The following is a 23352-nucleotide window of genomic DNA, read 5'->3' as shown; positions in this document are numbered from 1 at the left end:
GCAATCCTTTTTGCCGGGTATCAGTGAGCCGGATTAGGCTGTTTAACGAGGAAAGGTCCTATTGCCAGATAATCCAGAGAACCCTGCAGGAAAGCACGTATCGCGTCCTCCGGCGAGTTGACGATGGGCTCTTCATGCATATTGAAGCTGGTATTGATCAGGCTTGGAATGCCGCTGAGCTTCTCGTACTCCACCAGAATGTCGTAGTAGCCCGGATTCACCTCGCGGCGAATGAGCTGGGGACGGGCCGTCCCGTCGACATGCACCGCAGCAGGACAGTTCTGCCGCATGAAATCTGTACAGTCGAAGGTAATGGTCATAAATTCGGCCGCATGCTCAGCGCCCTTGATGTTGTGATAGCAGCGTTCTCTCGCCTCATAGAGGGTGACCGGAGCAAAAGGCATAAATTCTGTTCGCCCCAAACGCTTGTTGAGCCACTGGTTCACCTCGGGCTCCCGTGCGTGATACATAATCGAGCGATTACCCAATGCACGGGGACCGTATTCCATCCTGCCATCAAAGCGAGCGACGACTTGCCCGCTATGAATCAGTGCGGCGACTTCCGCTGCCAGATTGTTGGGTCGGGTATACGTCAGGTTTTCCGCCGCCAAGGCTTTCTCGATTTCGCCTTCCGAATATTCCGGCCCCAGATAAGCGTTCTGGATGGTCTCTTTCACACCGCCAGGCCAGGCGTGGTAGAGCGCAGCGCCGCTGCCACAGCCACCATCGCCCATATTCGGGTACACAAAGATCTGGTTGACGCCTTCAATTTCAAAAATACGTTGATTGAGTTTAACGTTCGCCGCGACACCGCCAGACAACACAATGGTATCGATACCCGTTTTCTGTACCCAATAGCGCACGTAATCCGTTGCGACCTTCTCCAACACATACTGGTAGGCCGCGGCCACATCGATTTTGGGGAATTTGGAGGCCAGATACCGGCTAAAGAACACGTTGTTCGCTTCGTAAATCCGGAAATTCCCGGGCTCCTGTTCGATACGGGAAAGCAGGATATCGCCCAGGATGTTGGGGTCGCCGTAGGAGGCCAGCCCTACGATCTTGCCTTCATGCCGGCTGGGCTTGAAGCCGAGACTGGAGGTGACATGTTCGTAGAGCGTGCCCAGAGAGTTGGGGAAAGGAATCCCGTGAAGGCGATGGATCTTCCCGTCCCTTGCCTCACTGACTGAACCGGCCAGTCCAGAGCCATAACCATCAAGGGTGACGCAAAGAGCTCGCTCATAACCACTACACAAATAGGCATTGGCGGCATGGGACAGGTGATGATCCATTCGCTTGACGGCGCCGGACCACCCGGCCTCCTTCAAGCCATCATTCAATATCTGCTCATAATTGCGGAAGGACTCTGTCGCACCTTCGGCCCACTGACGCGAACCTTTCAATGCCGCATTGTTAGAGGCCAGCCGTTGGGTACCCGCCATGTTGTAGTACGAGTTGTGAAGAAAGCCCTTTTCCATGATCGCATTGGGGTGCTCAAGACCATGGATACCCTCGCGACGATCCGGCACCTTGCTTTGGGCAATCTTTATCTGCTCATTCAGATCGCGGGGCTGAAACGATTTAATGAAGGCCTTTTCGTCTTCGAGATTCTTGGTATACAGCTTTTGTTCGTTTTCCCAGGTCAGGAACGGATAGCAGACCAGGTCAAAATCGCTCATGCTCAGACCGGTATCCTTAAGCGCCCGCTCCAGTGCCAGGCGGGGAAATCCGTCCTGTTGCTTTTGCCGGGAAAACCGTTCTTCGCCCGCGGCAAAAAGGATCTGGCCATCCTCTACCACCGAAACCGTTGCATCCTTGTCCAGCGGTGAAATGCCTAGCACTTTCATGTCTGTTGCTCCATTAGCGTGCGTAGCCGGGTAGGTGTCGTGGCCTGCCCGCCCAACTGATTAAAGAAGAAATCGAAATATTGGCGGAACGATGCGAGGAACTGCGTTAACTGTTGATCGTTCTGCACGTAATCGGTATGACCGGGCACGACGCTGGGGCTGTGGAAACTCCACGTGAAAGTTCGCACCCCTTGAGACAGTAAAAACTGCGTCAGTTTGATGTGCTCGGCCGGAGAAAAACCTTCCGGGGAAAGCATCAGTCGATCCACTGCGCCCAAACGAGCCAGAATACCTGGCGCGCGCAGCCGGCGCAGGCGGCTGGCCAATCCGAACAACGGGAGCGCGAAGCGATGCGCCCAGCCGACAAAACCGCCCGTGACGGGAATTTCAAGAATGTCCTGGGATGGACCGAACCAGAACGGGCGCGCGTCGAAGCGCCGGTAATCAGGCCCGCCATCGCCTCGCGAATCCAGCGGGGGGCAAACCGACAGATCGATGTTGAACCCCAGCTCTCGAAGTATAGTCGCTGTGTTGGAGCCAAAGCCGTAGCGGCCTGCTTTATAGATTGAAGGCGCTTTTCCAAAGGACGTTTCTATCGTGTCGCGTAACTGCCGAAGTTTCTCTTTCTCCAGTGCAGCCGGCAGATTCCCTGGGTACATGTTGGCCCGGGACAGGGTCTCTTCAACAGGGGGACTCACCCAAGGGTGCAAGTGTGCACCAATTTCACAACGCCCCTGCGCATGAATCGTTTTGAGCACTTCCACCGATGACGACTGGCTGGCAATGGGATAATCCACCACGTAACAGGGAACAATGCCATATTCATCAAAAATCGACTGCACCCGGTCGATATGGGCCATGGCAGACACGCCCGTCGCTTTGGAGTCCGGTTCGGCATTCCAATCGAACTCTTCCTCAGTATCGATAACGACAATCAGTTGTGGCTTTAGATCTTGAGGTGGCGTTATATAGCGCCGGTTATCAAACATGCTCACTTCCCTGCACATTTTCAGCGGTGGATATTAACATGCGATATATGACACTGTTAGCGAAACCCATTTCGCACTCGATTCCTCGAAATGAGAATCCCATTGAGATACCGCCGTCATTCGCCCCCCACTGTCATCGCAACATCATCATTTGCTGAACGAAGGATAGACCAGGTGACAGCCTTCATCGTTAACAATGCCTGTTGGATTAGACGTTTTTCCCTGGCGGCGGTTATGTTCGCGACGCCACTGTTCTTTTGGGGCGGCCCGGAGTGCAATAACTGCGATTTCTATAATGCCGTCTGGAATCTGGGCCACCCGGCGTTTTTTGCCTTGCTCATGATTGTTGTCCGCCCCTGGCGCTCGCTTAAGGGGTGGCGGCTTTGGCTATTCGTTTCACTTTCGGTCATCGCCATTGGCGGGCTGATCGAAGTTGTCCAAGGTTTTGTCGGGCGCGATATGGACATCCAGGATGTCTACCGGGACCTTACCGGGAGCTGGCTCATACTCGCCTGGCTGCCCACACACATGACGCAGACCTCTACGACCGGTCGGGGAACTTCTCCCTTTCGGCAGGCAATTATCCGCACCATTGCGAGCGGCCTGATACTCTTCGAATTGGCTCATGTCGCCGTTGTCGGGACCAGGCAGCTCAGAATCGCGGAGTCATTACCGGCGCTGTATGATTTCAGCCGCCCGCCATCTCCCAACATCTGGACGGGCGAGCCAATGACAGCCGCGCACCTGCTTTCACGAAAGGGCTACTATCCTTTAATGGCAACCCTTCGTCCGGGAGCCTATCCGGGGGTCTTCCTCGACAACCTGCCTCATGATTGGTCCGCATACCGCTTTCTGGTCGTCGTCCTGGACAACCCGGAAAAAAGGCCGCTCCGATTAACACTGAGAGTCAACGACGCCAAACACGATGAAGACGGACAGGCCTATAACGACAGATTCAATCTTCAATTGACGGTAAAGCCCGGTTTGAACCGTTTCAATATCCCACTGCGTGCAATTGAAGAAGCTCCATTGGGGCGGCAGATGAATATGCATCACATTACCCGCCTCGGCATCTTTGCCTCAAACCTTCATCGCACGAGGTCCTTTTTCTTGTTGGGTCTCCATCTACAATAAGGGCAGCGCTGGCTAATATTTCCTATCCAAATTCACCGATACGCGCTCAGCGATCTTGCCGCCAATCTCGGCCAACGCCGCTGGCGCGTCACACGACGAGCAGGTCACACCGAGAACCAACCGAGTAGCATCCCTCCTTCCCCGAAGAACACCTTTGAGCTGAGCCAGTTTGGCCTGTATTTCATCGGCCTCCCAACGGCCATTCTCGTAGTAGCCGTAAGCGACGTAGATATCTTTATCATATTGCCGTGACTTCAGCTCCAGGCCAGAGAGCCGAATGCCGTCTTTGGTGACGACATCGAAGCGTCGGGTCACTGCAAATTTCTTGTGATCGTAAATCCAGTTACCCCACTGAATCACCTCAGCACCGTCACGCTGAAAATCATAGGTATCCAGTGCCACCAAAAGGCTCAGGTCAGCATTGTTCTTGTCAGCAACGCTACCCAGTTTTGCATAAGTACCGAGGGAACTCGCGTCTGAATTAACCACGGACGGCTGCCAGTCATAAAGTCGCTTGCTGTACGTGGGCACCCACTCAGCCAAATCGACAGGCGAAAAATCATAGGTCGCATCCCCTGCATATACCGTATCACTCGGTGGTCTTGTCAAATAGGCCGCGCATCCGACCATAAAAATCGCAAGGACGCCCCCTGCAAGAACAGTAGCCTTGCTTGGTGCGCCGTCATTGACTGATTGGGGTTTCGATGCGCCGGGATACCCGTCGACATGCTCCAACTTCTTTGCCACCCAGAACATGGGCACCAGGGAAATGGCGAACACGATCCACCCGAAGGTCGTGTGATTGGAAACCAGCGGGGATTTCATGTCGGAGGCATAACCCACATAGATAATGACAAACACCCGAATCCAGTTGGCTAATAAAGCCAAACAACCACCCACGGCGCCCAGAATAAGCCGGTTCCGCCACTTTAGATTGTTGAGTTCCCCATAGATGAACGAGAGGCTGAGGCCCACCAGGAAGTAATTCAGCCCAGAACAACCCCGAGCCACTTCGAAAGAACCGATCCCTGGAAGGTGGACGAACACATCATCGACGTAGAAATGAATACCCAGCAGTCCCAGTGCAAAACCATTCACCTTGACCGCCATGACCTGTAGCGGTAACCGGATGATCTCCCAGATATTGATGGCAAAAATGAGAACGCCGACGGATACAATAAAATGCTTTGCTTGACGCCACCCCCAAAACAACGCCAGCGTGCACCATAACAACGGAAGGAGAATGACCTGCTGAAAGGCTTGGATCACCATCACCGCGCCCAGAACGTAGAAAGCCAACCCCAGGAAAAACGGAATAAACCAACGCGGATAAAGACCGACGACCGGTCTCACTTCACGAAATTTAAGGATAAACAGGAATATCGCCACCAAAAACAGCAGCAATCCCTGAGAATAGGATTCCTCGAAGATCAACCAGCGATGGAATATTCCCTGAACGGTCGAATACTCGAGGATAACGATTGCAGCCATAATGACAAAAGGCGACAACATGACGGCGGCCCGATGAGCCACGTTGTTACTACGCAACGCCATGTAGAATTCCTCCTGGAGAATGGCGGCCCGTTAAACACTCCAACAGCTGCCACAAGGGCCACATGTCTGGCGTCCTAAACATCACGATGGCAGCAGAGATTTACCACGCAACACTTCTTCGACGGTCGTGAAAGCGAAGCGGTCAAGCAGGCGGCAGAGCCGGCTCTCACATTTATTCAGATTGTTGTAATGCCTAAAGCGCGACAGGGCTTTAACCTCCAACCGAGGCTGTCCCGGATCAATTTCCCAGGGGTGAAGATAAAAGATAAAGGGCTCTCCTTGACGATTGATACTCGCCAGCCCCCATTCGCTGAACCAATAAGGAAACAACCGGAAATAGCCGCCACCGGCAATCGGCAGCGTCATATGCATGAGCTTCAAGGTGCTAAGTGGAAATTCAACGAGTTCACCGCCACCATCGGCCTTCAATCGATGGGGCCATCGTGGGGTACCTGGCATGCCGTAGCGATCGTGACGAACGGGGAATATCGAAGAATCCCATGTAAAGCCTTCCTCGACGAGAATATCGAGAGCCCAACGAGAGGCTTGCGTGATGGAATAACTGGCTGCCCTATACCCTAGCACTGGCTTCTGTATCTGCGCTTCCAGTATTGCTTTGGCTTTATGGGTTTCTTCTCGGAAGACTTCGGGAGTCTGGCTGTAAACCAGCTGATGACTATAACCGTGACAGGCGATTTCATGTCCGGCATCGGCAATCGCCCTCACCAGCGCCGGGGACCGCTCAGCGACCCACCCCAGGACAAAAAAAGTTGCCTTGATATCCCGCTCGGCCAATAAGACGAGAAGGCGCTGGGTATTGGCCTCAACGCGATACTCCATCTTCGACCAGTCTTCCACCCGCACCGCTTCAGCGAGCGCCGCAACCTGGAAATAATCCTCGACATCAATCGTCAGCGCATTACGAATTCCCTGTGATACTGGCATCTGATATCTCTGGTCTGTGCTTAACGAAATGCGTAATCAACACCGACCAGCATCCAGTTTTCCCGATAGGATGTGCCGATACTGTTCGCTGAGTTGATATTCCTACCGAGTCCCGCCCTGAAAGCAAGAGCCCTAGTCTTTTGATAGGAAAGCGCCAGCGAGGCTCCGTAGAGGTTTTGAGAAAGCGTCGTGAGTGAACTTGTCTGATGTTGGGCTGAGATATCGGAATGCAGCGTCAGGTTGGTCACAATGGGTTGGGCCAACGACAACGTAGCCGTAGAGCTTTTCTCGGTTTCAGATGTACTGAGATACTCTGAGTTCTGCTGCGATATATCGAAGTTGATAGTTCCACCGCTGCTTAGGTCCTGATTCAGGCCCGCACGCCAATGCGTCAACTGCAATGCAGACGTCTGCGACAGGTTAAAGGTCAGGCCGGCGATTTGAATGACATAAGGCGACGACGAGTCAGACAGTTCCCTTCCATATTCCGCATAGACGCTGCGCCTTTCGGTCAGCTGCCGGTCAACGCGCAACTGCCAAGTCATTCCACTGTTGGTGCTCTGAAAGCCACCGAAATTGTCTTCAAGGCGCGAATACCCGACAGAACCGGAAAACCGGGTTGAAGTCAGGGTCTTGGTCATCTGCACATTCCCTGTGCGCCGAGTGATATCCTCTCCGGTATCCAATTTCCCTTTATCAATCTCCGCACCTAAACCCACCGATAACGTCGGACTCATTTGGTGCGTATAGGTCGAATTACCCAGATAATGTGTGGCGTTACTCTGCCCCTGTCCTGCGTAACTGGTTCTCTGGTATTGAGCTGATGTCGCCAATTGGTCCCTGGGACTTATCAACCATAGATAACGGGGCCCTGTCGAGAACACATTCCGTCTTGTCTGGTTGTTCGGTGTAAAGGCCTGCGTGGTATTCACTGCCACCTGACTTACACTATCTGAAGCCGTCCATTGCAGCCCCGAATCTGACAACGCACAAGCACCATTCCAGGAACCATTAAGGTCGGCCTGGTCGGAATAGGTTCCTCGCTGATAATGCCGAAAACCAAAGACACCATCCAGAAAGGAACTGCAAGGGGCTGGATCGGTTTGGTGCAACACAGACACCGATAGACGGTGCTCAAGATCGCTCCGGGGATGGCTCTCACTCCGACCGATGTTATCGCTGAACCGCTCATCCAGGTGCAGGCCCACCTGAACCGGCTCTGCAAGCGCCTGACCGGAAAGCGACGCCAGAACAAGCAGCCCTCCCACACAACCGCCCGCGCATAGCTTCCTTTTTGCGCGCGAGAAATCAGTCATTGATGACCACCCCGACCATTTTTTCGCTATTGATGGACTCCACTGCATAGCGAACCTGTTCCTTGCTCGCGCGGCCATGGGGCACGACAACAAGCGTATAATCACAAAATTCCGTAAGGATACGGGCGTCAGGCGAGTCATCGATACTGCTGGTATCCAGAATGATAAAGCGATCGGGATAACGGCGACGGATTGCCAACAGGAACTGCTTCATGCGGAAGGAGGTAAAGAATTCCGCAGGAGATTCCCTGCGGGATCCGGCGGGAATCAGTCGCAAGCGGCTAATGCCTGTCGGGTAGATAATGCCGCCGATATCCATATCGGGATTTTCGAGAAAATCGGTTAAACCCACCTCAGGGATTAAATCCAGTTGCGAGTGCAAGACCGGCTCGCGCAGGTTGCAGTCGATCAACAACGCGGTCTTGGCGTGATCAAACGCAAAGGAGGCGGCAAGATTCAGCGCAACGAATGAAGCGCCAGCCCCGGCAACAGCTCCCGTAACGACAAGCGCGAAATTATTTCCCTGGCTCCGTTCAACCAGTTTGGTGCGCAGATCCCGAAAACGGTTGACCACGCGACGGTTGGTCGATTCGGGGTAGATGATGCGGCGTTCATCCAGATCTTCACGCGTGAGGCGCCGAGGCTCCTCCATGCGTGAAATCTGTTTGCTGATGATATAACGGTCGACCGCACCAGCACCGAGCTCCAGCGAACTCGGCACAAGCAGTTTGGAGTCTTCGTCCCAGTTGCTTCTGGCAGACACGTCACTGGAAGGCTTTCGCAACGCAGATCCATCGGCTGATTCACCGCCGTTCTGGTTGCCTTTTCCTTGGACGGACTTATCTGGATCAGACGTTGAAAGATTGCGGGAGAGTTCTTCCATCTCTTCCTTTTCAGTCGTCGACTTTTGAGAATCCGTCATCAAAAGACCCCCATTATATGTAGCAGGGCGATCGCCGAATAACCGGCCACAACCAGCATTGCAATCAGACCGATGATCAGCGTTCGCCGTCGGTCCTGACGGTGCTCGAAGGGCGTGCGGACCTCCGGAATAACGGTAAGCACCGGAACCCCTAGATCGTCCTCGATCACTTCCCGGCTGCGCACCCTGGGATCGATGCGTAACAGGCCGGCGGCCAGCCCGAAAGGCGCACATAGGCCAAGCAGCAAACCAGCCGCCGCGAAATAAGGGAATTTCGGCCCCACGGGTGCCAGGGGATACTGCGCTGACTCCTGAATATGGTAGCTCAACCCCTGCCCGTCAAAGTCCAGGCGCATCGAAACCCGCGCCGTCTCCCGCTTGCGCAGCAGATTGTCGTAGATTTCCTTGTTGACCTGCATGCCGCGGGTCAGCTCTGCATACCTGGCCTTATTCGCCTGAATACGTTTCATGCGCACCTTTTCCTGATCCAGCATGCCGTTCAGGGCGTTCAAACGGGTCTTGGTGCTGTCAATTTTCGCAGCGGCCGTGGCCAACTGGGACTTAATGGATTGGTACAGGGGGTTGATCACTTCCTGTCCCTGTGTCACCTGATCCGCAGACTTGTCCTTGATAGCCGCTGCATGCTGTTTTTTCAGCTCGATAATCTGCTGCTTGAGGTTGATGATATCAGGGTAAGAATCCTTGTATTTGAGGCGCAGATTATCCAACTGCTGCTGGAGGTTGTTGATGCGGGTCTGAAACACATCCTCCGTCTGCCCCTGCGTCACCGTATCCCGGACGCCAACAAGCTGCTGTTGCAAGGCAGAACGCTCAGATTGCGCCTCCTGCAGGTCAAGCTTGGCCAGTTCGATCTTGCCCCGGATCTCGGCTATCTTGCGGTCAGCCTCACTTTCGGTGCCGTCGGTATTCTGTGCCAGGAAGTCCTTCAGGTTTTCTTCGCTTTGCTGAAGCTGTTGCTCATAGGCTTTGACCTGCTTATCAATAAAGTCGTAAGCACTGCGGCTTTCCTGCTTCTTGCGACGTTCCGATTCTTCAATAAACAGTTGTCCCAGCTTTTGCGCGACCAGAAAAGCCTTTTCCGGGTCATGCGCGGTGTAGCGGATGCCAAAATAACTCCTTCCCAAGGCCACCACGCGAATCCCCGAACGTATACCATCCAGCCGCTGCTCCAAGGCATGGCCTTCCAGGGAATCGGCGTCCGCGCCAAATATACTGGTGTCTTTCCCCACCTTGGACAAAAGGTCGCGACTGATGAGCAACTGCTCGGCTTCCGAGGCTCGATCAGATATTGTCGTTGTGACCGCAGAGCCCGCCATCAACGGCTTGATGATGTTGGAGTCATCGACAAAAATCACAACCTGTGACTGATACTTGTAGTGCCACAGGAATCCCGTTGCCAGAACGGCCAGACAAACCGCCACGAAAACCAGCAGCGCAATCCATTTGCGCTGCCGAACCTCACGGATAATCTCAAACGGTAACTGCGATGCGGGTAAAGCCATATAGAACCCTGTTTCTGGATGCCTCACGAGGTCATCGACGTGCCGAAATTCTCGTTCAGAAAGTCCGCTCGGGTATGGTCAGAATGTCACCCGCGTGCAACTTGTAATTGGTCGCGATATCGCCCTGATTGAGAATATCGTCCAAATGTACCGGAATGGCGACGATATCCTTGCCTACCTTCCGATAAAGCACGGCTTTGTTAGGTGCCGCAAAATCGTTGAGCCCACCGGCGCCCAGCACCATATCCAGCACCGTCATGCCTTCTCGGTAAGGTGCGGACATCGGACTCTTGACCGCCCCCGTGATGCGTACCCGCTCCGTATATTCGTGGCTGATCATCTGCTCGACGATGACACTGACCTTCGGCTCACGAATATAAACGCCAAGCTTGCTCTGAATATTGTTCGCCAGGGCCTCGGGTGTAAGGCCAGCAGCCTGGACATCCCCCAGCAGCGGCACAGAGATCTTCCCATCCGGGCGGATAGGCACCGTCACACTCAGATCCTGATTGCGCCAAACGCTCACATTGACGACGTCGCTCGGCCCAAGCACATATTGCTTCACTGACTCCGGCGTACTGCTCAAGGCCGCCTTAATCTGCTGTTGACTGGAAATCTGCGGTCCTGCACATCCCGCCAACCAAACCATCGACACCACTGCCAGCAGGATCTTAAACATCCTTGCCATGAGAAAGCCCTCAATTCCGCCTATGAATTCCGAAAAAACGCTAACAAACCTCGTAATCGCGTTCAATTACAAGGCATTGATTAAAACGTTGCCAAATTCCGCAGCCGCTGCGCAGGCCCAAGATCAACATGAACAGCCGCTCTGGAACACTCGGGTCTATCGGGACCCTTTTTTAAACAGGACGACTTCTACTGTCTGCAATATGATCAATATATCGAGTAGCAGACTTTGATTCTTGATGTAGTACAAGTCATACCGAAGTTTTTCGCGACTATCCTCTTCATTATCCGCATAAGCGAAGCATAGCTGAGCCCAGCCTGTCAGTCCCGGTTTAACCCGGTGCCGCTCATGATAGAAGGGTATCGTCTGTGCCAGTTTATCAACAAAAACAGGCCGTTCGGGCCGCGGGCCAACGAAGGCCATATCCCCCCTGACCACGTTAAAAAGTTGGGGCAGCTCATCGATACGAACCTTTCTGATAAAAGCACCCACTTTGGTCACGCGCGTATCATTCTGCTTTGCCCACACGGCCCCGCCTTTTTCAGCGTCAGTACGCATCGAGCGGAATTTAAGCACATTGAATGGCCGGCCGTTGAGACCAACCCGCTCCTGGCTGTACAGAATGGGCGCACGCCACCCCTCTTCGAGCTTGATAGCCAGCACAGTGAGTAACATCAACGGCCAGGTCGCCAGCAGCAACGTGCAGCTGGCCAGGATATCGATCGTACGCTTGCCCAGGCCGGACACCGTTGACAGGTTGAACCCTTCAGAAAAGACCAGCCAGCCCGGCGAGATCATTTCCAGAGCCACTTTACGGGATTCCCGCTCATAGAATGAAGCGCCATCCAGTATCCGGACGCCCTTCATCTTGCATTCCAGAAGATCGTCCATCGGCAGACCTTTACGACGATCGTCAACGGCAACAACGATTTCCTCGATAGCATGCTCAAGCGCATAAGCCTGCAAGGGTCCCGGGATGTTCAGGAGCAGGTTTTCGGGAACCTTGAGCTCGTCTTCAGTACCTGTCGCAACAAACCCCTGAAGCTCAAATCCCTTTCGGTTGACCGGGCCTTTCAGGTCCTCCATCAATCGGCGGGCCCGCTCCCCCGCTCCCAACACCAACACCTTACGCCGAAAGGATGCCTCCCGGACGAAAATAAAGAACAGGGTGCGCGTGATGCCGAGGAAAAAGAAGCCGAAAACGGAAGCCGAGGGCAACACACTGTCCCCGCCTAAGTACCAGAAGGAGGACGGTATGGCGATATAGGCCATGGTGGACAGCGGAAGACTGAGAATCAGCCCCAGGATGGTTCGCAGCATCATGCCGGTCATCCCTTCTTCCAAACGGGACTGATGCACGCCGATCGACAGCATCACCACCAGGTTAGCTGCGGAAAAGAACGTCGCGGACGGCAACACTGCAGCCCAGTGCTGTTCTAAAAGGGACAGGTCACCAAAAAACCGGAAAAAAACCGACAGGTAGAACGAGAGTAGAAGAACCAGGAAATCCAACAGTCCAAGAATGGCATAAGGGACGTGGATATAATGACCAAAAATGCGAAAGTGCGCCACATTCACTCCTTGTCAAGCGCATCGATAATACAGCAATCCACGGACGAGCATACACTCGACGGAACCCTCTGGAGCCGTCCTGTCAACAACAGAAAATAACCATCAGTCATTCGCTGACCGCTCCATGACAGCACCAGAATAAACGAAAGCGTAGTAGTCGGCTGTTGGTTCGAAGACAGGGATATCCAAAAAGAGAGAAAGTTCCACCGCTGTTGAGATACTCACCGCGATCTCACCACTGGTTAGTATTCTAAGCCACATTGCAGCATTTGCAATTTCAAGCGAGTCAAAGCGCCAGATAAAGGACACTCTGATCAGGGTTTAAGCAACTTTTTACAATTTACAGCCGTTAAACCCTGCTTCTCGAACAGTCAGTCACGCCGTCCACTGCGATATCTAGCAGTCGCCAATGTCCGCCGTATGACAGCGGGTTATTCGACAATACCCCAAATACCGAATGAGCGCCGCAATTTACCCCTCAGGCTCCACCTGCATGGGTGAGACATACCTGATCATGACCCAGCCATACTGTCCGTTGGACAACTGCACGTAATACCAGCCTGGCGCCGTACCGTGGACGACCAGCGGGTCGCCATTGAACACTTCGCCGACAACCGAGAAATTTCCACCCGGCCCGGAGCGAACATTCAATGCTGACACCGTCACCGTCACGGAAGACGTCGGTGCCGGTGCGGGGACCCTCGCGGCAGGGACAACGGGCACTACCGGAGGTGTAACGATTTGGTATCCACCTGTGCGGTACGGCCGATAATAGACGCCATCGGCGAGGAAATATCCCAGGCCACCAATCGTTACCGAGACATGCCCTCCGGGCAAGGTCGCAACGATAGCGCCGAAAGGCAGCCCAATGGACACGAAGCCCGTGTCTGTGTGGCGATAGAAATGACCACGGCGGACATAGTAAACCTCCCGTCCATGCCACGCTGGAATATAGCCTTTCGGTACATCACGGTGATGGCGATAGCGGTCATCATCGTGCCGGTAGTGATTATCCCACCGATCATTGTCGTGGCGACCACGATCGTCCGCTGAGGCCGACCCAGCGGTCATTGCCACTATCAGGGATATCGCCGTTAGTAGTGCTTTAGCAGAAATCAGCTTTTGAACTTTCATAGCGTTCTCCTGATGTACTTTTTTGTAATGACCTTCTTTCTTGGTGAAAAGTCGATCTTGGTGATAAGGCGATGTCGACCCACTGTGCCGACCGGAACACCAAATCCCCACCGTTTCCGGTACCGACGGAAGGCCGCTTGCTATGCGGGCCTCCATTGCAATCGCAATGATCGTATCGCGCCGATCATCCTTCCCTGGTCGCAGGATAATCAGAGGACCCGCTCCGGGCGCCTAGGAATTACCCTTACCGGCCGTCCCTTCCCGAAGGTCCCAACCACCGCCAAGCGCTTTGAACAATCCAGCGGCGTTAACAAACTGGCTGGCCTGGGCCTGAAGCAAGGCATCATCGGCACTCAGTTGCGCCTGTTCTGCCGACAGCACACTCAGGAAGTCCACCGAACCCGCCTTAAACCTGACTCTGGCCAGATGATAGGCCCGCTGGGCACTGACCGCCGCGCGCTTCAGCAGCGCGACCTGCCGATGACCGTAATAAATCGACGACTGGGCATCCTCGACATCCTGCAATGCGGCCAAAACCGCTTGTCGATAGTTCTCCACCAACTCCGCCAATTTGGCTTTAGAGACAGCCAATTGCCCGCGGAGCTCACCGCCCTTATAGAGAGGCGCCGTCATCTGGGCGACAAGTGATGCCACTGTGGATGCCCCTCCGGTGATGAGGCCGGCTAATCCTGCACTCGCACTAAGATCCAGCGCGGGCAAAAACGCCGCCCGGGCAATACCCACGTCGGCATTTGCGCCGCGAAGTGCCGCCTCCGCTGAGCGGATATCGGGTCGACGCTCCAACAGGGTACTCGGCTGACCGGCACCGATCGCCGGCAGTGAGACGGCATCCAGTCCCTCAGACTTCACACTAAACGCCTGCGGCGGAACCCCAATAAGCACCGCAATGGCATGCTCCAGATTCACCTTCTGCGCCGTGAGCTGAGGGATCTTGGCCTGATCGTTATAAACAGTCGTTTCCTGCTGGGCGACTTCCAGGGCGGATGTCGCCCCCTGGGCATACTCGGCTCTGACAAGCTTCAACAGGTCTTCCGCCGCCGCCAGATTGCGACGTGCAACCCTGATACGATCCTTCAATGCCAGAACCTGGAAATAATCCGAAGCGACTTCCGCCTCCACCACCAGCGCTAACGCCGCCCGATCGTAGACACTTTTCTCCGCAGACGCTTCAGCGGCAGTCAACGAGGCCCGATTGGCACCCCAAAGGTCCAATTCGTAACTGGCCGACAGCAACCCCTCATAGGAGGTTTTACCATCGCCGCTTGCACCGCGGTTATGGCTACGGGTTGCGGAGACGCTACCGCTCAACGAGGGCCGTAACCCTGCCCCGGCAACACGTACCTGCGCCCTCGCCTGCGCCACGCGTTGCATAGCGGCCTTCAAGTCATGGTTCCTGGCCAGCGCCTGCGATACCAGATCATCCAATTCGCTGTTACCGAAGTGGGACCACCACGCTCGCCCTGCCTGCACCTGATGCGTGACGTTAGCCGCAACGGGCGACCACTGCTGTGGAAGCGTAACGAGCGGCTTTTGATAAGCCGGCGTTACCGAGCAGGCGGAAAGCAGTGTGACGACCACGGTGAGCACCAACATGTGACTCAACGGGAGAGGCTTGGCGGGCAGGCCCTTCACTCGGAATGTCATCATCGCCTACTCCGCCGCCAATGCGACGACCGGGTCCAGACGAGAGGCTTGCCTCGCCGGCAGAAACCCGAACAGCAATCCCGTGGCAAACGCACAAGAAAATGCCAGTACCGCCGGCGCCGTCGAAAAGGCCACCGATACACCAAAAGTCTTGGCGACCACTCCAGACAAAACGCCCAACGCAACGCCGACGAGTCCGCCGATACCGCATATCACCAAGGCTTCGGTGTTGAACTGAAGCAGGATGTTGCCTGGCCGGGCGCCCGTGGCCATCCGGATCCCAATCTCCCGCTTACGCTCAGTGACACTGACCAGCATGATATTCATGACACCAATCCCACCCACCAACAGCGAAATAGCCGCTACAGTACCCAGCAGCACCGTCATCGTCTGTTGGGTATCGTTGGCCATCTGCAATATCGAAGCGGTGTTGCGTACCTGGAAGTCCTGGGTCCGGTGACGGCTGACCAATAACCGGGTGATTGCAGTCTGGATGCTGTCGATTTTCGAGGCATCGTCGACCTTGAGCATGATGGTATTGACGTACTGACGCCCAAATAGCCGCATAAAACCCGTGGACAAGGGCACCATGGCGACATCGTCCTGGTCTGACCCAAAGGGCGTGGCGCCTTTCGGCGAGAGGACACCGATAACCTCGAAAGGAACATTCTGGATCAGCACATACTTGCCAATGGGATCTGTACCGCTGGGAAACAGGTTCCTGGCGGCGGTTTGCCCCAGTACGACCACAGGTGCATAGCTGGTCACATCGCTCTGGGTGACAAAACCGCCCGTTGCCATCGTCCAGTCCCGCGCCAGGGCATACCCTGGCCAGACACCCTGAACACGTGTCCGGTAATCTTCACTGCCGTAGCGCAGCGTCATTTGGGAGTTACGCTCCGGACTGACGTTCTCGACCCCGGGAATCGCCTGCAAGGCCTTTGCGTCCCCCGGCGTCAACGTGATGATATCTCCACTGCTGCGCAGGCCTGGCGCCCCAGGCCGAATCATGACCAGGTTGGTCCCCATCGACTCGATGCTTCTCAATACGGACAGTCGGCTGCCTTCGCCAATCGCCAACATCGACACGACGGCCGCAACACCGATTACGATCCCCAACAATGTCAGGGAAGATCGAAAAAGATTGGCACGCAACGAACGCAGCGCCATTTTTACCGCTTCACTCAAATCGGACATGAAGCCACCTGTGTGCAACGCCCGCTCAACGGCTTGTACCGGAGGCCAACGATGCACCACGCCCGTGTCATCGACAATCCGGCCGTCCGCAATACGAATCACGCGCTCAGCATGGGCAGCCACGTCATTATCATGGGTAATCAGCACGATGGTGCGCCCCTGAGCATGCAGCTGCTTGAGAAGTGTCAGGACATCGTCACCACTTTGAGAATCCAGGGCGCCTGTCGGCTCATCGGCCAGAATGACTTCAGCATCATTCATCAGCGCACGCGCAATAGACACGCGCTGCTGCTGACCACCAGACAGTTCACTGGGGCGGTGTTCTGCGCGATCCGCCAAGCCCAGGGTATCCAGCAAGGCACGCGCGCGCTCCAGGCGGGAACGACGGGACCTGCCGGCATAGACGGCGGGAATTTCAACATTTTCAACAGCCGTCACCGTCTCCAGCAGGTTGTAACGCTGAAAGATGAAACCAAAGGTGTCTCGCCGCAACCCAGCCAGTTCGTCGCGAGTCAGTGCTGCGACATCCTGCCCATTCACGGCGTAGGTGCCCTCAGAAGGACGATCGAGACAGCCAATGATGTTCATCAGCGTCGATTTGCCCGAGCCGGACTGCCCCATAATGGCAACGAACTCGCCGGGAAAAATGTCCAAAGAGACCTTGTCGAGCGCATAAACCCGGTTATCGCCCCGCTCGTAAATGCGGGATATCTCACTTAAGGACAACAGCGGTTCAGCACGATCAGAGGTTTCGGTCGTCATAGGTGCGGCCCCATGCCGAAGCGGCGACGCCCCTGAGATGCGGCCGTGGCGGAGAGTTCGCCGACAATGACCTTGTCGCCGGGCTGAAGTCCCGATTTCACCTCAGCCTCTGTACGATTTTGTAGGCCAATATCCACCAGCCTGCGACGAGGCCCCTGAGCCGTCATAACCATGACAAAAGCCTGATTTTTACCGCCCTCCTGATCGTAATGGAGCGCCGAAACCGGTACCACAGGAACGTCGCGCACGGCGCCGAGGACGAAGAAAACCTGCGCCGTCATACTGCTCATCAAGACATGATTCGGGTTCGCGATATCGATCAGCACGTCGTAAAGAATCACGTCGTTCACGGTTTCCGGCGTAGGGAGAATCTGGCGAACCGTGGCGTGCCACCGCTGATCAGGCATGCCGAGTGTGGTGAAGTAGACCGGCATACCGACTTTAAGGCGATTGATGTCAGCTTCGGCCACCTGCGCCCACACCGTCATGGTATCGAGATTCGCGATTTCCAAGATGGTCGGCGTCGTCTGATTGGCGTTGAGTGTCTGACCTTCAACGGCCGGCTCCGTCACGACAGTGCCGGACATCGGTGCATAAATCTTGGTGTAGCCCAGACTGGCCTCGTCGCCATCCAAAGCAGCCTGGGCTGAGTCGATCTGCGCACGGTAGGAAAGGATCTGTGCCTGAGCCACCTTCACTGCAGAATGACTGGTCTGCAGGGTGTCCTGGCTGACAGCATTTTCCTTAAAAAGATTCAGGTTCCTGTTGTATTGCTGTCGGGCCAGCGTCAACGCGGCCTCTTTCTCCAACAACTGGGCCTTGAGGCTCGCCATATTCGCCTTATCGGTGCTGACCCGGGTCTCGTACACTTTGGGATCGATCTCCGCCAGCAGCTGTCCCTTGCTGACACGGTCACCGATGGCGACCCAGATCTTCTGCAACTGGCCGGAAACCTGGACACCGACGTCCACATAATCCTTTGGCTTAATCGAGCCCAGTGCCGTAACGGTCTTTTCTATATTGCCGCGTGTGACGGTCGCCAGGGCATAATGTGGTGAGGCGTCGTTGAGGCGCAGCCGATAAGTCACCCCGGCCCCAACAGCCAGAACCAGAATAACCCCGACGATCAACCAGCGCAGACCTCTATTCCGTGGCGCCCGACCTTTCACCGGGCTATGCGCACCACGCGTACCTCGGGCCGCCTCAACCCGGTTCGACCTTTCCGGAGTTGTCGTCATGTCGCGCACTCCATGAACAGACGAGAATCGGGCCACTCCGAATGCGAGATACCCTGGAGAATTGCGGAGATTTCAGCCATGAAAAATTCGCCTTGTGAATCAACGTCGACAGGAACCCCGGCGCATACGGCGCCTACAGAACATTCAGGATGACTATTTAACGTGAAGGATGTCATTCGAATATGCCGCAGATCAGTCGATATGTAACGAGGTGTCGCTAATTCCCCGGTGGAGACAATTTGATACAAATGCCTCTATCACTGCGTAGTATCCCCGCACCGGAGCCAGTCGACATTGGGATTCACCGTCACGACACGCTGTGTTTGTCAGCATATTTTACACCACCTTTTTTGGAGCAATCGTATCTCGTTGTTCTAGCTGTTATTTTTAAGTTGGCACCACAATTGCTTATGGTGATTGCGATCCGAAAAGCCTGACTAACGTTGTAAAGGGCAGAGGGAATTAAAGGCGAGTGAATACGCTGCACAATGGCCTCCTGCACTGGAATCAACTGAAAAAATTGCGGAGTTACCCCATGAAATTCTCCAAACTTAAAGTTGCTCTCGTTGTGGCATGTGCAGCGTTTGCATCAACCGTAAGCGCCACCGTCATTCAGCCGTCACCTGCGAATGAGCAATCGCTGCAACAGGTTATTAATGGCATCACTGTCGGCGGCACCAGCAGTGTTAACGTGAACACCGATCAAGTGGCTGGCGATAACTACTGGGAAATCACCGGTTCCAGCGCGACCACGAGCACATTCATCATCTCGCTGACTGGGAACACGAGTGAACAGTTCGGCATTTTCCAGTACGGGAATGGCTCTAACCTGATTCCTCTGCTGAGTCACAGCTCTGCGGCTGGGCAACAGGCAACCATTAGCATCAAAGCTAATGGCGACGTCTGGCTGAACAACACCAGCATTGTGGGCAACATTGGTCAGAACCTGTTTGGCTTCTACGTCAATACCGGCTCGAAGGTCTTCTACTCCGACACGAACCTGAACAGCGACGGTCAAGACCACATGGTCGCCTATGAAGGAACGGGCAAAGACAAAATTCAGATCGGCGGAAATTCAGCTGGAACCTGGACTCCAAACGAATACATCCTCGGTTTTGAAGACGGTACTGACTTCGACTATCAGGACATGGTCGTTGAAGTTGAGTCCGTCAAGCCTGTTCCGGAGCCCGGCTCGCTGGCTCTGATGGGTCTTGGCCTGGTAGGCCTTGGCATTGCCTACAAGCGTCGTAAAGCTAACGCTTAATCGCGGCGGCTGAACAAAGAACGCCCCGACCGGGGCGTTCTTTGTTTGTATGTCATGCTAACGACCGACGGCTTAAGCCATCCGTCAATTTTTTTGACAATCTCTACCCACGAGTAGAACCAGGAAAGGCCTACTGCCCCTTTACTCCCCCCTCCCCGCACTTTCATCAACAAACGCATTAGCACCCCCAGACAGCCCCCTTCAGCAACCGCAATACCCTGCCAGCCAGCGGATCAATAAACGCAAAATGCACTCAATAATCGCAAAATGCGATTTTTATGTATAATGGGGATCAGCACAGGAGGGAATGTCATGCCGCAATCCGTACGCTTGAGTGATGAATTGGTAGAACGCGCACGCAATGCCGGTAAAGCCAACCACCGCTCCATTAACGGGCAAATCGAGCACTGGGTGGAGCTGGGCAGAATGCTGGAATCCAGTTCGGTACTGAGCATCCAGCAACTCCAGGCCTTTATAGAGGGACGGCTGTCGCTGGATGAACTGAGTTCGCCGGTTCGACAAGTTGCATCCCGCTATGTGTTCGATACGCTGGGCGGCGATCAGGACTATTCGGACCTGAAGAAAGAGTTGATCGAAAGCGGAGAGCCGATTCCAGTGTCCCGCGACGGGAATGTGGTCCTGCTGGACCCCAAACAGGATGGCTGATATTCCAGAGCTCTGGTTACTCGCTGGCGCTAACGGTTCAGGAAAAAGTACCTTCTACCGCTTTCGCTTAGCGCGGCTGGGTCTGCCATTTGTCAACGCCGACCAGATTGCACAAAGCTACGATCAGCCGTTAACCGACGAACTCAGCTGGCAGGCGGCCCAGGAAGCCGCAACGTTACGGGACACCTTGATCCGGGAACGTCGCTCCTTTTGTACGGAAACCGTTTTTAGCCATCCCTCGAAATTGGAATTACTGAGCGAGGCCAAACGTGCCGGCTATCTGGTAACCCTGATTTACTGCCACCTCGACACGCCAACCCTGAATGTGGCTCGTGTCAAACACCGGGTGGCCCGCGGCGGACATCCCGTGCCGGAAGATAAGATCAGGGCCCGTTACGAACGCACCTACGCCCTGATGGCCGATGCCATCAAAATAGTTGATCGAGCCTGGCTTTTCGATAACAGCGACTTCGAACACCCCTACCGCACCGCAGCGCGACTGGAACAAGGCATTGCAGTCGAAGCCTATCCCAAACACTTTCCCTGGATTCGACTACTGATTTAAAGGACGGAAGCCGCTATTACCTTTGAAGATACGGCATGGGAGGTGTCGAAGATAAAAACCAACGATCAAAACGGCGTTACGCTGCATCTTCCCCGATGACCAGAGGCTCGATCTCCAGCATAACTCCAAAGGTTTTTTCCACATCCGCCTGAATCGCCCTGGCAAGATCCAGAATATCCTTGCCCGTGCCATTGGCATGGTTGATCAGCACCAACGCCTGGCGTGCATGCACACCGACATGGGTATTGCGATAACCTTTCCAGCCACACTGATCGATCATCCAGCCTGCCGCCAGTTTAACGCCGCCGGGATCGGGATAAGAGACCAGCCCCGGGAATGACGCGCTAAGCTTTTCGTAATGTGCGCGGGAAACAATGGGGTTCTTGAAGAAGCTCCCGACATTGGGTAGCCGGGTGGGATCGGGTAGCTTGTCGTGGCGAATGGCAATGACTGCCCGAGCCACATCTGCCCCGCTCAAGGACGACGGCTCGCGTTGCACCTGCGCAAAATACTGCTGAAGATCCCGGTACGCTATATTAAGCGGCCGCTGCCGCGACAGGCCAAACCGAACACCGGTAACGACATAGCGCCCCGGCTCCTGCTTGAACAGGCTGTCCCTATAGCCGAAACGGCACTCCTGACGGGCAATTCGCCGCCACTCGCCGAGCTGTGTGTCAAAGACGTCCACAGACGCCAGCACATCACCCAGTTCAGCACCATAGGCGCCAATATTCTGAATAGGCGCAGCGCCCACGGTGCCGGGGATCAAGGCGAGGTTTTCCAGACCGCCATACCCGGCATCGACACTGTACATGACGGTGTCATGCCAGTTTTCTCCGGCAGCCACATCAAGAATCGCGCTTTCCTGCGAAACGGACTCCCAACAACGCCCTTTCAAGCCCATCTGGATCACCAGCCCCGGAAAATCCTGAGCCAACACAAGATTACTGCCCCCGCCGAGGATCAACACCGGCAGGCTCTTTTCCCGAGCCCAGGACAGCCAATACGGCAGATCATCCTTCCGGGCTAACCGAACGAACCACGCCGCCATCGCAGACACGCCAAGCGTATTCATCGAACGCAGGTCGACCTGCGTTTTCAACTGCTTGGCACTCGGCGTCACAGATGGCGCTCCCGGATGTGGCTCAACAATCCCGCTGCAGCATCCTCGACCAGATCCAGAACGTGATCGAATCCGTCCGCCCCGCCATAATATGGGTCCGGCACTTCCCGTTCATCGAAACGGGCCGCATACTCAAGAAACAGCTGCAGGCGCGCAGAGGAGCCTTCCTGACGTATGCTTTCGAGATCCCCGTAATTGCTGCGATCCATCGCCAAGACGTAATCAAAACGGGAAAAGTCACCCGCCGTCGCCTGGCGGGCACGCAAGTGATCAAGCCGATAACCGCGCTGCGCCGCGGCAGCCGTCGCTCGCTTGTCAGGCGATTCCCCGACGTGCCAGGCCCCGGTTCCTGCCGAATCGATCCGAATCCGATCCTGCAAACCGGCATCCTGCACCATTTTCTCGAAGACACCGTGCGCAGTGGGCGAGCGACAGATGTTGCCCAGACAAACGAACAGGACGGAGATCTCTCCGCTCATGGACGCTTCTCCAGAATAGCGCGGACACGCTCCAGATCGGCCTCAGTATCCACGCCCGGTGCTGGCGTGACGCCCGCCTCGGCCACATGGATACGTGCGCCGTTCCAGAGTGCACGCAACTGTTCAAGGGCCTCAGTCACCTCCAGCGGGGCCGGTTCCCATTCCACAAACGCCTTCAACAAGCTGACGCGATAGGCATAGATTCCGATATGACGATACCAGCGAACATGATCGGGCAAGCTTGCCGGCTGGCCCTTCGCGAAGTCGTCCCGAGCCCAGGGAATGGTCGCTCTGCTGAAATAGTGCGCCATCCCCTTATGATCGAAAACCACTTTAACCACATTGGGATTGAAGACCGACTCCCGGTCATGAATCCGTTCGCAAAGCGTTGCAATGCTCGCTTCGGCCTCAGTCGCCAGATTGTCCGCGACTTGATTGATCAACGCGGCCGGGATCAGCGGTTCATCCCCTTGAACGTTGACCACGATATGGTCGTCTGCATATCCCAGGCGGGACGCCACCTCTTCCAGGCGATCAGTGCCGGAATTGTGCGTGGCTGCGGTCATGACGACCCTGGCACCAAAGGACTCTGCCACCTGGTATATCCGCGCATCATCGGTGGCAATGACAACCTCGGAAGCCTGGCTTTCACTCGCTCGCTCGTAGACATGCTGAATCATCGGCTTTCCGCCAATCTCCAGCAGGGGTTTCCCGGGAAGACGAGTGGACGCGTAACGCGCAGGAATCACAACGGAAAAAGCCATGCAGA

Annotated in this window: 20 protein-coding genes; 4 read left to right on the top strand and 16 right to left on the bottom strand. The window is 55.2% G+C overall.

Annotated features, from left to right (window positions below):
- Positions 1-20: 20 nt before the first annotated feature.
- A complete protein-coding gene (locus CLR77_RS13665; protein ID WP_097461223.1) occupies positions 21-1847 on the bottom strand; it encodes a carbamoyltransferase family protein in 1827 nt (608 codons plus the stop codon).
- The gene (locus CLR77_RS13660; RefSeq protein ID WP_097461222.1) at positions 1844-2836 is read right to left on the bottom strand and encodes a polysaccharide deacetylase family protein; all 993 of its coding nucleotides are present in this window, start codon (positions 2834-2836) and stop codon (positions 1844-1846) included. Before CLR77_RS13660 ends, CLR77_RS13665 begins: the two co-directional genes overlap by 4 nt.
- 174 nt (positions 2837-3010) lie before the next feature.
- Between CLR77_RS13660 and CLR77_RS13655 the strand changes: the two genes are divergently transcribed.
- Complete coding sequence (locus CLR77_RS13655) at positions 3011-3970, top strand: VanZ family protein (protein ID WP_097461221.1); 960 nt, start codon at positions 3011-3013, stop codon at positions 3968-3970.
- 12 nt (positions 3971-3982) lie between these two features.
- Here CLR77_RS13655 and xrt read toward each other — a convergent pair whose 3' ends face one another.
- The 11 genes from xrt to CLR77_RS13600 form a co-directional block, all read right to left on the bottom strand.
- Positions 3983-5524: an exosortase gene (gene xrt, locus CLR77_RS13650; RefSeq protein ID WP_097461220.1), complete on the bottom strand. Its 1542-nt coding sequence runs from the start codon at positions 5522-5524 to the stop codon at positions 3983-3985.
- Between the two features lie 81 nt (positions 5525-5605).
- Positions 5606-6469, bottom strand: a complete 864-nt coding sequence (locus CLR77_RS13645) for an XrtA system polysaccharide deacetylase (protein WP_097461219.1) — start codon at positions 6467-6469, stop codon at positions 5606-5608.
- 20 nt (positions 6470-6489) lie between these two features.
- A complete protein-coding gene (locus tag CLR77_RS20030) occupies positions 6490-7833 on the bottom strand; it encodes a porin family protein (protein WP_143269417.1) in 1344 nt (447 codons plus the stop codon).
- Entirely contained in the window at positions 7778-8707 is a 930-nt protein-coding gene (locus CLR77_RS13635; RefSeq protein WP_227519926.1) for a P-loop NTPase family protein, read from the bottom strand. Before CLR77_RS13635 ends, CLR77_RS20030 begins: the two co-directional genes overlap by 56 nt.
- Positions 8707-10230, bottom strand: a complete 1524-nt coding sequence (locus CLR77_RS13630) for an XrtA system polysaccharide chain length determinant (RefSeq protein WP_097461217.1) — start codon at positions 10228-10230, stop codon at positions 8707-8709. The genes CLR77_RS13635 and CLR77_RS13630 overlap by 1 nt, the downstream gene beginning before the upstream one ends.
- A 55-nt stretch (positions 10231-10285) precedes the next feature.
- Positions 10286-10918: an XrtA/PEP-CTERM system exopolysaccharide export protein gene (locus CLR77_RS13625; RefSeq protein ID WP_097461216.1), complete on the bottom strand. Its 633-nt coding sequence runs from the start codon at positions 10916-10918 to the stop codon at positions 10286-10288.
- A gap of 156 nt (positions 10919-11074) precedes the next feature.
- A complete protein-coding gene (locus tag CLR77_RS13620; RefSeq protein ID WP_097461215.1) occupies positions 11075-12490 on the bottom strand; it encodes a TIGR03013 family XrtA/PEP-CTERM system glycosyltransferase in 1416 nt (471 codons plus the stop codon).
- 471 nt (positions 12491-12961) lie between these two features.
- On the bottom strand, positions 12962-13624 hold the full coding sequence (locus tag CLR77_RS13615) for a DUF6515 family protein (protein ID WP_158227201.1): 663 nt from the start codon (positions 13622-13624) through the stop codon (positions 12962-12964).
- Between the two features lie 231 nt (positions 13625-13855).
- On the bottom strand, positions 13856-15292 hold the full coding sequence (locus CLR77_RS13610) for an efflux transporter outer membrane subunit (protein ID WP_097461213.1): 1437 nt from the start codon (positions 15290-15292) through the stop codon (positions 13856-13858).
- A 3-nt stretch (positions 15293-15295) separates the two neighbouring features.
- Positions 15296-17248 carry a MacB family efflux pump subunit gene (locus CLR77_RS13605; protein ID WP_097461212.1) on the bottom strand — a complete coding sequence of 651 codons (1953 nt, stop codon included), beginning with the start codon at positions 17246-17248 and terminating at the stop codon, positions 15296-15298.
- Positions 17245-18486 carry an efflux RND transporter periplasmic adaptor subunit gene (locus CLR77_RS13600; RefSeq protein WP_097461211.1) on the bottom strand — a complete coding sequence of 414 codons (1242 nt, stop codon included), beginning with the start codon at positions 18484-18486 and terminating at the stop codon, positions 17245-17247. The genes CLR77_RS13605 and CLR77_RS13600 overlap by 4 nt, the downstream gene beginning before the upstream one ends.
- Before the next feature lie 535 nt (positions 18487-19021).
- Between CLR77_RS13600 and CLR77_RS13595 the strand changes: the two genes are divergently transcribed.
- The 3 genes from CLR77_RS13595 (at position 19022) to CLR77_RS13585 (ending at position 20981) form a co-directional block, all read left to right on the top strand.
- Complete coding sequence (locus tag CLR77_RS13595; RefSeq protein WP_143269427.1) at positions 19022-19750, top strand: DUF4114 domain-containing protein; 729 nt, start codon at positions 19022-19024, stop codon at positions 19748-19750.
- 312 nt (positions 19751-20062) lie between these two features.
- Complete coding sequence (locus CLR77_RS13590) at positions 20063-20416, top strand: TA system antitoxin ParD family protein (protein ID WP_158227200.1); 354 nt, start codon at positions 20063-20065, stop codon at positions 20414-20416.
- The gene (locus CLR77_RS13585; RefSeq protein ID WP_158227199.1) at positions 20409-20981 is read left to right on the top strand and encodes an AAA family ATPase; all 573 of its coding nucleotides are present in this window, start codon (positions 20409-20411) and stop codon (positions 20979-20981) included. The genes CLR77_RS13590 and CLR77_RS13585 overlap by 8 nt, the downstream gene beginning before the upstream one ends.
- 76 nt (positions 20982-21057) lie before the next feature.
- Here CLR77_RS13585 and murB read toward each other — a convergent pair whose 3' ends face one another.
- The 3 genes from murB to kdsB are packed head-to-tail and all read right to left on the bottom strand — an operon-like array spanning position 21058 to position 23347.
- A complete protein-coding gene (gene murB, locus CLR77_RS13580; RefSeq protein ID WP_097461207.1) occupies positions 21058-22104 on the bottom strand; it encodes a UDP-N-acetylmuramate dehydrogenase in 1047 nt (348 codons plus the stop codon).
- Positions 22101-22583 carry a low molecular weight protein-tyrosine-phosphatase gene (locus tag CLR77_RS13575; RefSeq protein WP_097461206.1) on the bottom strand — a complete coding sequence of 161 codons (483 nt, stop codon included), beginning with the start codon at positions 22581-22583 and terminating at the stop codon, positions 22101-22103. Before CLR77_RS13575 ends, murB begins: the two co-directional genes overlap by 4 nt.
- Positions 22580-23347, bottom strand: coding sequence for a 3-deoxy-manno-octulosonate cytidylyltransferase (kdsB, locus tag CLR77_RS13570; RefSeq protein WP_097461205.1), 768 nt, complete (start codon positions 23345-23347; stop codon positions 22580-22582). Before kdsB ends, CLR77_RS13575 begins: the two co-directional genes overlap by 4 nt.
- Positions 23348-23352: the final 5 nt, after the last annotated feature.

This window comes from Mangrovitalea sediminis (assembly GCF_002514725.1).
Taxonomy (GTDB): domain Bacteria; phylum Pseudomonadota; class Gammaproteobacteria; order Pseudomonadales; family Oleiphilaceae; genus Mangrovitalea; species Mangrovitalea sediminis.
The sequence above is the reverse complement of the archived record's forward strand: the minus strand, read 5'-3'. Positions and strand labels throughout refer to the sequence as shown.

Excerpts from the sequence above, each read along its gene's own strand:
- CLR77_RS13665 (WP_097461223.1), bottom strand. The coding sequence starts at position 1,847 with ATGAAAGTGCTAGGCATTTCACCGCTGGACAAGGATGCAACGGTTTCG.
- CLR77_RS13660 (WP_097461222.1), bottom strand. The coding sequence starts at position 2,836 with ATGTTTGATAACCGGCGCTATATAACGCCACCTCAAGATCTAAAGCCA.
- xrt (WP_097461220.1), bottom strand. The coding sequence starts at position 5,524 with ATGGCGTTGCGTAGTAACAACGTGGCTCATCGGGCCGCCGTCATGTTG.
- CLR77_RS13645 (WP_097461219.1), bottom strand. The coding sequence starts at position 6,469 with ATGCCAGTATCACAGGGAATTCGTAATGCGCTGACGATTGATGTCGAG.
- CLR77_RS20030 (WP_143269417.1), bottom strand. The coding sequence starts at position 7,833 with ATGCAGTGGAGTCCATCAATAGCGAAAAAATGGTCGGGGTGGTCATCA.
- CLR77_RS13635 (WP_227519926.1), bottom strand. The coding sequence starts at position 8,707 with ATGACGGATTCTCAAAAGTCGACGACTGAAAAGGAAGAGATGGAAGAA.
- CLR77_RS13630 (WP_097461217.1), bottom strand. The coding sequence starts at position 10,230 with ATGGCTTTACCCGCATCGCAGTTACCGTTTGAGATTATCCGTGAGGTT.
- CLR77_RS13625 (WP_097461216.1), bottom strand. The coding sequence starts at position 10,918 with ATGGCAAGGATGTTTAAGATCCTGCTGGCAGTGGTGTCGATGGTTTGG.
- CLR77_RS13615 (WP_158227201.1), bottom strand. The coding sequence starts at position 13,624 with ATGAAAGTTCAAAAGCTGATTTCTGCTAAAGCACTACTAACGGCGATA.
- CLR77_RS13610 (WP_097461213.1), bottom strand. The coding sequence starts at position 15,292 with ATGATGACATTCCGAGTGAAGGGCCTGCCCGCCAAGCCTCTCCCGTTG.
- CLR77_RS13605 (WP_097461212.1), bottom strand. The coding sequence starts at position 17,248 with ATGACGACCGAAACCTCTGATCGTGCTGAACCGCTGTTGTCCTTAAGT.
- CLR77_RS13600 (WP_097461211.1), bottom strand. The coding sequence starts at position 18,486 with ATGACGACAACTCCGGAAAGGTCGAACCGGGTTGAGGCGGCCCGAGGT.
- CLR77_RS13595 (WP_143269427.1), top strand. The coding sequence starts at position 19,022 with ATGAAATTCTCCAAACTTAAAGTTGCTCTCGTTGTGGCATGTGCAGCG.
- CLR77_RS13590 (WP_158227200.1), top strand. The coding sequence starts at position 20,063 with ATGCCGCAATCCGTACGCTTGAGTGATGAATTGGTAGAACGCGCACGC.
- CLR77_RS13585 (WP_158227199.1), top strand. The coding sequence starts at position 20,409 with ATGGCTGATATTCCAGAGCTCTGGTTACTCGCTGGCGCTAACGGTTCA.
- CLR77_RS13575 (WP_097461206.1), bottom strand. The coding sequence starts at position 22,583 with ATGAGCGGAGAGATCTCCGTCCTGTTCGTTTGTCTGGGCAACATCTGT.
- kdsB (WP_097461205.1), bottom strand. The coding sequence starts at position 23,347 with ATGGCTTTTTCCGTTGTGATTCCTGCGCGTTACGCGTCCACTCGTCTT.